Origin of the sequence: uncultured Aquimarina sp. (assembly GCF_947500065.1) — a bacterium.
Classification (GTDB): Bacteria; Bacteroidota; Bacteroidia; order Flavobacteriales; family Flavobacteriaceae; genus Aquimarina.
In genome coordinates, this window is record NZ_CANMQT010000007.1 from 1 (window position 1) to 13,508 (window position 13,508).

Consider the following 13,508-nt stretch of genomic DNA (forward strand, 5'->3'; position numbering starts at 1 on the left):
CAGAACCCGCTACCTTAACAGTTACGATTCCAGCAGGAAGCACTACGGTAAATGTTACAGTTCCTACTGTTGAAGATTTGATTTTTGAATTTACCGAGACTTTTGAGGTTAATATTACAAATGCACAGACTGATACAACTGCTACTCCTATTACAGCGAGTGATGCTCAGGGAATTGGTACGATCATCGATGATGATCCTGCTAATCCAAGTTTAAGTGTTATCAAAACGATTAGAGTTCCTGGAAGTGTATTGAATGATATTATTGAATATGATATTATCGTAACAAATACAGGAAACACTTTCATTACGGATATAGAGGTCACAGATGCTAATGCAGATGCTGGTAGTATTGTAGGGAGTCCGATAGTTAATTTAGCACCTGGTGACAGTGTTACGATTACAGCTAATCAAACAATAACTCAAACAGATATCGATGCTGGATATATAGAGAACAGCGCTACGGCTACAGGAGATAGTCCACTAGGAACAGATGATATTAGTGATGATTCTGATGCAGGAGATGAAGGAGTTGAGACTCCAGATGGAGATGGAAGTACAGATATGGATCCTACAAATGATCCAACTGTTACTACGATTACACCAGATCCAAGTTTAAGTGTTATAAAAACAGTTAGAATTTCAGGAAGTGTATTGAATGATGTTATCGAATACGATATTGTAGTTACCAATACCGGAAATGTTACCTTGACTGATATAGAAGTTACTGATGCTAATGCAGATGCAGGCAGTATCGTAGGGAGTCCGATAGTTAATTTAGTACCTGGTGACAGTGTTACGATTACAGCTAATCAAACAATAACTCAAACAGATATTGATGCAGGGTTTATAGAGAACAGTGCTACAGCTACAGGTGATAGTCCATTAGGAGGACCTGATGATGTTAGTGATGATTCTGATGCAGGAGATGAAGGAGTTGAGACTCCAGATGGAGATGGAAGTACAGATATGGATCCTACAAACGATCCAACTGTTACTACGATTACACCAGATCCAAGTTTAAGTGTTATAAAAACGATTAGAGTTCCTGGAAGTGTATTGAATGATGTTATCGAATACGATATTGTAGTTACCAATACGGGTAATGTTACCTTGACTGATATAGAAGTTACTGATGCTAATGCAGATGCAGGCAGTATCGTAGGGAGTCCGATAGTTAATTTAGCACCTGGTGACAGTGTTACAGTAACAGCAAATCAAACAATCACTCAGGCAGATATTGATGCAGGGTTTATAGAGAACAGTGCTACAGCTACAGGTGATAGTCCATTAGGAGGACCTGATGATGTTAGTGATGACTCTGATGCAGGAGATGAAGGAGTTGAGACTCCAGATGGAGATGGAAGTACAGATATGGATCCTACAAACGATCCAACGGTTACTACGATTACACCAGATCCAAGTTTAAGTGTTATAAAAACAGTTAGAATTTCAGGAAGTGTATTGAATGATGTTATCGAATACGATATTGTAGTTACCAATACCGGAAATGTTACCTTGACTGATATAGAAGTTACTGATGCTAATGCAGATGCTGGTAGTATTGTAGGGAGTCCGATTGCGAGTTTAGCACCAGGAGCTAGTGTAACGGTAACAGCAAATCAAACAATCACCCAGGCAGATATTGATGCAGGGTTTATAGAGAATAGTGCTACGGCTACAGGTGATAGTCCATTAGGAGGACCTGATGATGTTAGTGATGATTCTGATGCAGGAGATGAAGGAGTTGAGACTCCAGATGGAGATGGAAGTACAGATATGGATCCTACAAATGATCCAACAGTTACTCCTATTACTCCAGCACCAAGTTTAAGTGTTATTAAGACAGTTAGAATTTCAGGAAGTGTATTGAATGATGTTATCGAGTATGATATTGTAGTTACCAATACGGGTAATGTTACCTTGACCGATATAGAAGTTACTGATGCTAATGCAGATGCAGGTAGTATCGTAGGAAGTCCAATTGCGAGTTTAGCACCAGGAGCTAGTGTAACGGTAACAGCAAATCAAACGATTACTCAGGCAGACATTGATGCTGGTTATATAGAGAATAGTGCTACAGCTACAGGTGATAGTCCATTAGGAGGACCTGATGATGTTAGTGATGATTCTGATGCAGGAGATGAAGGAGTTGAGACTCCAGATGGAGATGGAAGTACAGATATGGATCCTACAAACGATCCAACGGTTACTACGATTACACCAGATCCAAGTTTAAGTGTTATAAAAACAGTTAGAATTTCAGGAAGTGTATTGAATGATGTTATCGAGTATGATATTGTAGTTACCAATACGGGTAATGTTACCTTGACTGATATAGAAGTTACTGATGCTAATGCAGATGCAGGTAGTATCGTAGGAAGTCCAATTGCGAGTTTAGCACCAGGAGCTAGTGTAACGGTAACAGCAAATCAAACAATCACTCAGGCAGATATTGATGCAGGATTTATAGAGAACAGTGCTACAGTCACTGGAGACAGTCCACTGGATGGTCCAGATGATGTTAGTGATGATTCTGATGCAGGAGATGAAGGAGTTGAGACACCGAATGGTGATGGTAGTACAGATATGGACCCTACAAATGATCCAACAGTTACTATTTTAGATATAAATGCTGAATTAACATTGGTTAAAACAGGAGAAGTAAATGGTTCTTCAGTAGGTGATACAATTACTTATATGTTTACTGTTACAAATACAGGAAATGCAACAATAGATAACATTTTCATAGATGACATGCTTACAGGAAGTAGTAACCTTGCTGTTAGTCCATCTAGTTTAGCTCCAGGAGAGCAAGGTACTGTGACAGCAGAATATGTGATTACACAAGCTGATATTAATAATGGCGAAGTAATCAATAGTGCAACGGTAATAGGTGAAGATCCTAATGGAGATGATGTTATGGATGTATCTGATAATGGAGACGAAACTGTTGATGATAATGGAGATGGTGATCCAACTAATGATGAAACAATAACAGATATTGAGCAATTGCCTAATCTAGCTTTGACTAAAACGGGTATTTATGTGGATGTTAATGGAGATGATCTACCTAATGTAGGAGATGAGATCCGATATACCTTTACAGTAGAAAACACGGGTAATGTAGATATCACAAATATTGTTCTCACTGATCCATTAATAGGCGTTGTAGTGACAGGTGGACCAATTAATTTATTGGTTGGTGAGATAGATACTACTACGTTTACAGCCACTTACGTTTTAACAGCTGATGATGTTTTGTTAGGAGAAGTTGTTAATCAAGCTATCGTTACAGGTCAGGATCCGAATGGAGATGATGTTATAGATGTATCGGATGACCCTATAAATACTGAGGATGTAGATATTGATAATGATGGTGACGGAGAAGACGAAACAGTAACTGTTATAGAAGGTGTGTTTACAGATGAAGATGACCCTATCATTATATACACTGGAATTAGTCCTAACGGAGATGGCATTAATGATGACTTTAGAATTGTAGGATTAAGAAACTTCCCAGACAATACGTTAAGAATTTATAATAGATGGGGAGTACAGGTATTCGAAGAAGATGGTTATGAGCAACCGGGTGTGGAATTATTTCAAGGGATTAGTAATGGAAGAGTTACTATTTCTGAGAACAATAAGTTACCTGTAGGTACATATTATTATGCTTTAGAATACATAAATGCCAGAGGAGTGAATACGTATAAAGCAGGTTACTTATACATTAACAGATAAATTTATATTTGGAATAGTATATATTTGTTATTCCCTAAATCAAATAATGATACTTATGAATAGACTATTAACAATATTTATGTTGGCAGCGTTTGGTTTGATTTCCAATTGTGCTATTGCCCAGCAGGATGCTCAGTATACTCAGTATATGTATAATACTATTAGCGTAAACCCAGCTTATGCTGGTAGTCGAGGAGTAATGAGTATAATGGGATTACATCGTAGTCAATGGGTAGGGTTGGATGGAGCTCCAAGAACCCAAACATTAACATTAAACACACCAATAGGCGATAACAATAGAGTTGGATTGGGACTATCTATAGTGAATGACGAGATAGGTCCAACCGATGAGACATATTTTGATATTGACTTTTCTTATACAATTCCTACTTCTGATACAGGAAAGTTAAGTTTTGGAATAAAAGCAGGAGGTCATTTGTTAAATGTTGATTTTGATAAGTTATCGCAATTTGAAACTGGAGATCCTCTTTTTAGCAATGGTAATATCGATAATAAATTTAGCCCTAACGTAGGAGCTGGAATTTACTATCATACAGATAAATTCTATGTAGGATTGAGTGCTCCTAATTTATTAGAAACAGATCATTTTGATGAAGAAGCCTCAATAGATAGTAATGGTAATTCTTCATTTATAGCAGAAGAACGAATTAATTATTATTTGATAGCAGGACATGTATTTGATCTAAGCGATACCGTAAAATTTAAGCCAGCCGTATTAAGTAAATTAGTGTTTGGAGCACCGTTGCAGGTGGATATTTCAGCTAATTTCTTGTTATATGATAAGCTAACTTTTGGTGTTGGATATAGATGGAGTGCTGCATTTAGTGCTATGGCTGGATTTCAGGTGTCAGACTCTTTGATGATAGGCTTTGCTTATGACAAGGAATCTACAGAATTAGGAAGAACTCAATTTAATGATGGAAGTTACGAAGTGATGCTACGTTTTGAATTATTTAGAAAATATAATAGGATGTTAACACCACGTTTCTTTTAATCAATGATACATTCTAGGATTAAGTTTTTTGAGTACTATTAAAGTTCAGATAAGTTAATTTTTGATTACATAAAATATAGCTAAAATAAAATGAAGGAATTATTACATAAGTTATTATTTGTTTTTGTTGGAGTTTTCTTTGTAAACATGATGTTTGCTCAGGAAAGAAAATTAAAAGCAGCACAGAATCAGTATGACAAATACGAATATATTAATGCACAGGAAACTTATCTCAAAGTTGTAAAGAAAGGATATAAGAGCGCAGATCTTTATAAGAATCTTGGAAACAGTTATTATTTTAATAGTCAGTTTGAGGAAGCTTCAAAGTGGTACGAAGAGTTAGTAAACTCATATCCTAATGAAGTAGAACCAGAATACTATTTTAGGTATGCACAAACATTAAAATCTGTTGATCGATATGAGGATGCAGATGTGTATATGAAAAAGTTTGTAGAGGCTAGTTCTGATGATCAAAGAGCTCAATTGTTTCAAGATGAGCCGAATTACCTAAAACGAATAGACTTCCAGTCAGGAAGATTTGAAATAGAAAATTCTTCTATTAATTCTTCGTTCACTGATTTTGGTTCAGCTTTTTTTGGAAAGTTTGTAGTTTTTAGTTCTTCTAGAGATACACTTTTATTCAAAAAAAGTATACATCAATGGAATGAAGAGCCTTTTTTAGATTTATTTAGAGCGGAATACAACCCTACTAATGGAGAACTTTCGGAAATAGAGAAGCTTGATAGTAAGATAAACAGTAAGTTTCACGAATCCACACCTGTTTTTGCTAAAGATGGTCAGACAGTATATTTTACTAGAAATAACTATGATGGTAGAAAATATGGAAATGATAAAAAAGGTACTAACCGATTAAAAATATATCGTTCTTATAAGAATACACAAGGAAGTTGGACAACACCGCAGAACTTACCTTTTAATAGTGATCAATATTCTACAGCGCACCCAGCATTGAGTGTAGACGAAAAGACATTATATTTTTCGTCAGATATGCCAGGTGGAGAAGGTCAGTCTGATATTTATGAAGTTGCCATCAACTCTGATGGAAGCTTTGGAGAACCAAAAAATTTAGGAAATAGAATTAATACTGAAGGAAAAGAAACCTTTCCTTTTGTGAGTGCTAATAACGATTTATATTTTGCTTCAGACGGACATATTGGTCTAGGAGGATTAGATGTTTATGTTACAAGGCTTAATCCACAGTCGGATGAAGAAAAATTAGTAGTTAATGTGGGTAAACCAGTAAATGGACCAGATGATGATTTTGCTTTTATTGTAGATGACGAATCCAAAAGAGGCTATTTTTCTTCGAATAGAGATGGAGGAAGAGGAAAAGATGACATCTATAGCTTTCTTCAGTTAGAAGATCTTAAAAGCTTTTGTGAGATCACAATTGCTGGTGTTGTAAAAGATAAAGATACACAAGAGTTACTACCAGGAGCTAAAGTTTCGATATATGATAGCAGTAATAATTTACTAGAGAGTTTTGTTGTGGGAGAAGATGCAGCATATAGTCATGTAGTTAAATGTAGTTCTAAATATTTTGTACGTGCAGAAAAGGAAGAATATTCAACTTTAGAAAAATTAGTAAGTACTCCAGGAGATACAGAAACAGTAGATGTTCCTTTATTATTGGAGAAAAAGGTGAAATCTGCTGATGTAGGAGATGATTTGGCTAAGGTATTATCTCTCAATCCTATTTACTTTGATTTTGATCAATCATATATACGTTCTGATGCAGCCGTAGAATTGGCCAAAGTGATCGAAGTAATGAATCAGTATCCAGACATGAAAATTGATGTAAGATCACACACCGATAGTCACGGAAATGATGATTATAACCTGTGGTTATCAGATCAGAGAGCAAAATCCACAGTTAAATATATGATAGCTAAAGGAATTTCTGCTGACCGATTAACTGGTAAAGGATATGGAGAAACACAACCTGTAAATGATTGTGGAAACGAATCTAATTGTAAAAAATCGGAATATCAGTTAAATAGACGAAGCGAATTTATCATTGTTAAGTAATATATAATAACCTTTATAGATTAATAATAAATTATTGTCTATCTAAAACACCTTACTAGTTAAGGTGTTTTTTTTTAGTAGTTAAACAATTCTTTATTTTATGTCAAAAATAGGATAGATTATGAATTGCTACTACGATTTCGTAGTTTTGAGCCAATACAAAGAAATGGAAGAAGAAAAAGTCATTTTAGTTAATGAAAATGATGAGCAAATAGGACTGATGCCTAAGCTTGAAGCACATGAAAAAGCACTATTACATAGGGCATTTTCTGTTTTTATTCTTAATAATAAACAGGAATTAATGTTGCAACAAAGAGCTCATCATAAATATCATTCACCAGGATTATGGACCAACACCTGTTGTAGCCATCAACGAGAAGGAGAAAATAATATTGATGCAGGAACTAGGAGATTGCAGGAAGAAATGGGATTTATAACCCCACTTAGAGAAACGATATCATTTATATACAAAGCTCCTTTTGATAATGGTCTTACAGAACATGAATTGGATCATGTATTGGTGGGACATTATGAAGAAAATCCTGCTATCAACCCAGAAGAAGTTGCTGATTGGAAATGGATGCCGATTGATGATATAAAGAAAGACATGACTGTAAATCCTAATAACTATACAGCCTGGTTCAAGATTATTTTTGATAAATTTTACTCACATATCACATTATGAGGATAAAGGCTTGCAGGAAAGCGCATTTTAATGCAGCGCATAGACTATATAGAAAAGATTGGAGTGATGAAAAAAATGTTCAGATTTTTGGTAAATGTAGCAACCCTTTGTATCACGGACACAATTATGAATTAATAGTTGCAGTAATTGGTGATATAGACCCGGAAACTGGTTTTTTAATTGATCTAAAGATATTAAAGGATTATATTAAATCCGAGATAGAAGATTATATGGATCACAAGAACTTAAATGAAGAGGTTAAAGAGTTTAAGAACCTGAATCCTACAGTAGAAAATATTGCCGTAGTTATATGGAATAGACTTCGGAACAAATTGGAATCAAAATATGAAATAGAAGTTACTTTATTTGAGACTCCGCGGAATTATGTAATATATAACGGTAAATAACAATTATGGGATTAGAAGTAGGAGACAAGATTCCTGAATTTACGGCTAAAACGGATAATGCAGAAGATTTTCATAGTAGTCGACTTTCAGGTAAGAATCCTTTTGTAATTTATTTTTATCCTAAAAATTTTACTCCAGGATGCGTAAAAGAAGCTTGTGACTTTAGGGATAGTTATGAAGACTTTAAAAATATGGGCGTCGAAGTAATAGGAGTAAGTTCAGATAGTGTAAAATCTCATGAAAGATTTAAAAATAAATATAGATTACCTTTCATTTTTTTATCGGACAGCAAAGGCAGCCTAAGAAAACTCTTTGGAGTAAAACCAGGTTTGTTCGGAATGTTGCCAGGTAGAGAAACTTTTGTAATAGATAAAGAAGGAGTAATTAGACTGAAGTTTAATAGTATCAATGCATCAAAACATTTACAAGAAGCTATTAAAACAGTCAAAGAAATGATGAATGAATAAAGATTCACTGTACATATTGAAGTTTCAACCTATTTTAAAGGAAAAAATATGGGGAGGATCTAAATTAAATAATCTTTTAGACAAAGACCCAAAAGGCTCTTCTATTGGAGAAAGCTGGGAAATAAGTGATGTAGAAGGAGAGCATTCTGTATTGATTAATGGAGTATTCAAAGGAAAAACTTTAAAAGAACTCTTAAGTACCTATAAAGAAAAATTAGTAGGAGAGAAGAATTTTAGACGTTTTGGAACTAAGTTTCCTTTACTCATAAAATTTATTGATGCTAAAGAAGATCTTTCTGTACAATTGCATCCAGGTGATGAAATAGCTAAACGAAAGCACAATTCTCTTGGTAAAACCGAGATGTGGTATGTTACTCAGGCTGATCAAAATGCTAACATTATTGTTGGCTTTAATCAAAATGTAAATCCAGAATTATATCAAAAACATGTTGCTAATAAAACAATTAAAGATATTCTACATTATGAATCAGTAGTTGCTGGAGATACTTTTTTTGTTTATTCAGGATTGATACATGCTATCGGAAAAGGCGTATTGTTAGCAGAGATACAACAAACATCTGATATTACATATAGGGTTTATGATTGGGATCGTACCGATGCAGAAGGAAATTATAGAGAACTTCATCAGGAAGATGCTTTAGAAGCTATTGATTTTAATAATAATACTGATTATAAGGTTAGCTACCATCCCAAAAAGAATCAGACAACAGATTTAGTTAATTGCCCTCATTTTATAACAAATCTTCTTGAAGTTGATAAAGAAGTCTTAGTATCACATAGCACTTTCGATTCTTTTGTGATATATATGTGTGTAGAAGGCGAAGCAAAAATAGAAAGTGGAGAACAAAAAATGACTATAACATTGGGAGAAACTATTTTAGTTCCTGCTTCTATAAAAGAAATTAAAGTAATTTCTGGAGGAGTAAAACTTTTACAGACTTATATCTAAAACTAAAACCGTTTGATAAATGTTTTAAACGCAGTGAACGTTTTATTTTGCAAATGTTTCAGTATGTAATAGATTTTCTATTGCACAAACAGGGTTAAAAGACTAATTTTGCACAAAATATATTAGAAATGGCAAATAAAAGAAATCTAAAGAAAGATATTAACTACGTATTAGGCGATATAATCGAAGAAGTGTATATCTGGGAAGGAAATAATCCTGACAAGGATAAAAAAGCAGGAGAGGTTATTATAGATGAAGCTATCACATCTTTTGATACATTTATGGCGAGAGTAAGTGAGCGTAATGTAGAAAATGCATCAAAACACTTTAAATCGATCAAAGAAGATTTAGAAAAAACTGCAAAGTCTTTAGCTGAAAAAGTAAATTCATTATAATTTTTTTTAAAAAGTGTTTGCAAATATGATTACAGAAATTATATTTGCAACCGTTTTGCCGATGTAGCTCAGCTGGCTAGAGCAGCTGATTTGTAATCAGCAGGTCGTGGGTTCGAGTCCCTCCATCGGCTCTAAAAATTACAAACCCTTGCTTCATAAGAAGTTGGGGTTTTTTTATGGAATATATTTATGATGGGCGAGAAGCCTGTCCTGAGCGTAGTCGAAGGGAGTCCCTCCATCGGCTCTAAAAATTAAAAACCCTTGCTTCATAAGAAGTTGGGTTTTTTTTATGGAATATATTTATGATGGGCGAGAAGCCTGTCCTGAGTGTAGTCGAAGGGAGTCCCTCCATCGGCTCTAGAAATTACAAACCCTTGATTCATAAGAATTTAGGTTTTTTTTGTGGAATAATTCTACATATTAGTTAAGTATTTTCTCTTTATATTTTTCTATTTCCTTATCAAATGCTTTCACAATGTTTTTGGACATATTTTTTGAAGCTTCTCTATAATCTTCTAATACTTGAGTTTCAATAATCTTATTTTTTTCTAGCTGGTAACATATAAGGCTGGATAAACCAAAAAAATGAATAAAAGGGATGTCGTCAGAAACTAGGATGTCAATATCATTCTTAGAGATATTCTTATAAGAATTATCTTTAGAATAATTACCCAAGATTCTTAAGATCGCCAATTCTACTTCTTGATCCTTTCCTGGTTTGGTTAATCGTTGATATCTTTTCCTGTCAGTAAAAAACATTCCTGTTTTGGATGGAATAGTTGTAGCGAAGAAAATTGCGATTGAAATAGTACCGCCAGTGTAAAAAATAATTCCTAATGGTTTGCCAATAAAATAAGAAATCAAAAAACAAATAATTGCAAAAACTATGGATGCAACCGGGCCACCTAAAAGTACATTTGCAAATTTCTTTGCATTATCAGGATGATCATCTTTAGGAATTGTTGCAGCAATACCTCCATAGTACCCTAAATTTTTGTTGAGATAAAATTTTATTCTGTCATTTTCCCTTTTTATTCCCAATGGACCAACTACAAACAACTCAAATTTAAACCCTTGAATCATTCCTGTAATTAAGTGCCCTAATTCATGAAATCCTAAAACAACGAAAGAAGACAAGAAGATTCCGATCACCATTGCGTATTTTCCTATTGTTGTATCTGGTTTTAGATTTCTTGCAAAATCCAGTTTATTTGTCAAAAGTATGATCCCTAGAATTAAAATAAATAACGTGATCCATTCAAGGTATGGAATAAGTTTTGATTCTTTTTTCATTACGATTTAATTAAATGTGAGCGTTGATGTGTTTAACGATTTTATGCTTATTCCTTAGTGTTACTTTTCGCAATTCTTTATAGGGTTAAGGGAAGTATTTTGTTCTGCCTGATTATAAATCATTTCTGCTTCAGTTCTTTGATCATTCAATGTACCTTTCCAGGATCCATTATGTTCTTGTACATTATTGATCTTACTTATTAAACTAATCGTAAGTGTTATTAATATTTTTATAATAGTTTTCATGTATGTTATTTATTATTTTTTAAAAGAATGCTTTATAAGCGATGTATATAGTAATTAGGGTAACCATGCCTATTAAAATTTTAATCAGTTTAATTTTTCGGGATAGCTTGATCTGTTTCATACCGTAATTTTTTTGATATTGTTTCTTGAGTTCAAAGAACAGATAAATGAGTGGGTAGAACAAGCAAGGTATACCTCGTTTTAGGAAATTAGGGAAGCATAAATTCTTTGTATCCCTTTATTTAAAAGGTTTTGTTTGTTTTAAGCAGGATTTTAGTAAAGCAAATTGTGAGTTCCCTATTTTTATGAATTTAGGTATGATTTAAACGAATACATCATATCCAAACCCGTCTTTTATTATTGTTTGTTATTAAAAAAGTATATTTGATTTTGTTACCATTTTAAGGAGACAAACACTTATCTTATATGAAGCAATTAATACTTTGTTTGGTATCTTTTTTTTATTTATGTAGTTGCAGTTTTATATATGGGCAACAGATCTCTTCAGAAACACATAATCAGAAAGGATTTGAAAACTTAACAGGAAAAACTTTTTATGAGCTAACCAATTACTTCTCGCATACAGTTGAAATAGACCCTAAAGAAACTAATAAGGAATTACAGTTATTATTAGATAAAGCAATGACCAATGGCAATATTGCCTTACAAGCGGATTTATTGTTTATAAAAGCAATGGTGTCTCTGCGGGTATTTATACCTTCAGAATATGAAGTTGCTATACAGAATTATGATCTTTTTGTGGTCAATAATCCTGGAGAATATCCTTATTTAGGAAAACAAAAAATGCTGAAAGCGTATCTTAGTTTTTATAAAGGAATTTGGACTGAATCCTTGACGCTATTTGAAGAAGCATCTGCACTAGCTAAAAAAGAAAATGATTTGCTTATCAATGCTATTAGTAATCAGCATGCTGCATATATAAGTACGTATACGGGTGAACAAAAAACGGGATTATCTAAACTAAAAAATATATTTTACGAATTAGATAATAATCCAGAAAACTTTGAATCTTTTAGAAAAGATATTCCTTTGATAAAAATAAAAACTTTAGAATTAATTTGTAGGTTTTATTGGTTTAATAACACAGCAGAAATAGATTCTTTATCAAAGTATAGCGACTATTATAAGAAAAGGATAAGATTAGTAAATGAACCATTAGAATACCCTAGGATGTATATTACTGTGGCGTATACTGCAGTACTAAAAAAAGATTTTGAAAGCGCTAAGAAGTATCTAGATAGTGTAAGTAATGAAGAAACTAGAATAAGAAAATATTCATTCACGAATTTGGTTCAGTCTGAGATATATTTCCATGAAAAAAAGTATAAGGAGGGGATAGAACTTCGAGAAATTTTTGGAAATGCAGATAGTATCCCAAAAAGTCATCATCCATGGTTGAAATATGATTTTAAATTTTTAGCTAAGTCTTATAAAATGCTAGGAGAATATGAACGGTCTAATTATTATTATGAACATTTCGAGAAAGCAAATACTGGTTTTGATAAAATAATGGATTCGGTATCGCTTAGTATCAGGAAAAGAGAAGTTGCAGAGTTTAAGAAAGAATTAGAGGCATTACAAGTAGAAAAAGAATCTAAGGATTCTATTCTAAAGTATCTTGTTTTTGCAGGATCTTTAACGATACTTGGTTTGCTTATTCTATTATTTCGTTTTTATAAATTGAAAAATAAAAATGAAGAGCAGTTTTTGGAGCTACTGAAACATGTGGAAAAACTTGAAGAGCATAAAAAAACTATAAATCCTAATAAGAATAAGGATATTGAAGAAAAGAAAATAAGTAACCCAGTTAATGAAGAAACAACTGCCAGTATATTAGAAGGTCTTGAAAAACTAGAACAACAACTATACTTTTTGAAACAGGAATGTAGTGCATATACAATGGCCAAAAAACTAAAGACGAATACGTCATATCTTTCTAAGGTAATTAAAAGTCAGTATCTAAAAAAATTCAATACATATATTAACGATCTAAGAATGAATTATGCTGTTGTAAAACTTAAAAACGACAGACGGTTTAGAGCCTATAGTATACAGAGTATTGCAGAAGAACTAGGTTATAAAAGCGCCGATTCTTTTACTAAATATTTTAAGAAACATACTGGTTTGTTACCTTCTTTTTATATAAAAAAATTGAATACGATGGAGTAGTTGTTTGTCTTCCTTTGTATACTACTAATCTATATTCTGATTTTATAA

General features: G+C 33.1%; 11 protein-coding genes and 1 tRNA gene. 10 read left to right on the top strand and 2 right to left on the bottom strand.

Annotated features, from left to right (window positions below; all coding sequences use genetic code 11):
* The 9 genes from Q0975_RS19035 to Q0975_RS19075 all read left to right on the top strand — a co-directional run.
* On the top strand, window positions 1–3,743 hold a 3,743-nt coding region (locus Q0975_RS19035; RefSeq protein WP_299439591.1), incomplete at its 5' end, for a gliding motility-associated C-terminal domain-containing protein.
* A gap of 55 nt (window positions 3,744–3,798) precedes the next feature.
* On the top strand, window positions 3,799–4,758 hold the full coding sequence (locus Q0975_RS19040; protein WP_299439593.1) for a type IX secretion system membrane protein PorP/SprF: 960 nt from the start codon (window positions 3,799–3,801) through the stop codon (window positions 4,756–4,758).
* 90 nt (window positions 4,759–4,848) lie between these two features.
* Window positions 4,849–6,807, top strand: coding sequence for an OmpA family protein (locus Q0975_RS19045; protein ID WP_299439595.1), 1,959 nt, complete (start codon window positions 4,849–4,851; stop codon window positions 6,805–6,807).
* Between the two features lie 166 nt (window positions 6,808–6,973).
* Window positions 6,974–7,492: an isopentenyl-diphosphate Delta-isomerase gene (idi, locus tag Q0975_RS19050; protein ID WP_299440015.1), complete on the top strand. Its 519-nt coding sequence runs from the start codon at window positions 6,974–6,976 to the stop codon at window positions 7,490–7,492.
* Entirely contained in the window at window positions 7,489–7,899 is a 411-nt protein-coding gene (locus Q0975_RS19055; protein ID WP_299439597.1) for a 6-carboxytetrahydropterin synthase, read from the top strand. Before idi ends, Q0975_RS19055 begins: the two co-directional genes overlap by 4 nt.
* A gap of 5 nt (window positions 7,900–7,904) precedes the next feature.
* Window positions 7,905–8,366, top strand: a complete 462-nt coding sequence (locus Q0975_RS19060; protein WP_299439599.1) for a peroxiredoxin — start codon at window positions 7,905–7,907, stop codon at window positions 8,364–8,366.
* Between the two features lie 7 nt (window positions 8,367–8,373).
* A complete protein-coding gene (locus tag Q0975_RS19065) occupies window positions 8,374–9,336 on the top strand; it encodes a type I phosphomannose isomerase catalytic subunit (RefSeq protein ID WP_299440017.1) in 963 nt (320 codons plus the stop codon).
* A gap of 128 nt (window positions 9,337–9,464) precedes the next feature.
* Entirely contained in the window at window positions 9,465–9,731 is a 267-nt protein-coding gene (locus tag Q0975_RS19070) for a hypothetical protein (protein ID WP_299439601.1), read from the top strand.
* A 57-nt stretch (window positions 9,732–9,788) separates the two neighbouring features.
* Window positions 9,789–9,862, top strand: a tRNA-Thr gene (locus tag Q0975_RS19075).
* 289 nt (window positions 9,863–10,151) lie between these two features.
* On the opposite strand, the gene Q0975_RS19080 is transcribed toward Q0975_RS19075, so the two are convergent.
* Window positions 10,152–11,024 (bottom strand): M50 family metallopeptidase, encoded by an 873-nt coding sequence (locus tag Q0975_RS19080; RefSeq protein ID WP_299439603.1) that lies wholly within the window; start codon window positions 11,022–11,024, stop codon window positions 10,152–10,154.
* A 60-nt stretch (window positions 11,025–11,084) separates the two neighbouring features.
* Window positions 11,085–11,270: a hypothetical protein gene (locus tag Q0975_RS19085; protein WP_299439605.1), complete on the bottom strand. Its 186-nt coding sequence runs from the start codon at window positions 11,268–11,270 to the stop codon at window positions 11,085–11,087.
* Between the two features lie 426 nt (window positions 11,271–11,696).
* On the opposite strand from Q0975_RS19085, the gene Q0975_RS19090 reads away from it, so the two are divergent.
* The gene (locus Q0975_RS19090; RefSeq protein ID WP_299439607.1) at window positions 11,697–13,460 is read left to right on the top strand and encodes a helix-turn-helix domain-containing protein; all 1,764 of its coding nucleotides are present in this window, start codon (window positions 11,697–11,699) and stop codon (window positions 13,458–13,460) included.
* Window positions 13,461–13,508 lie beyond the last annotated feature (48 nt).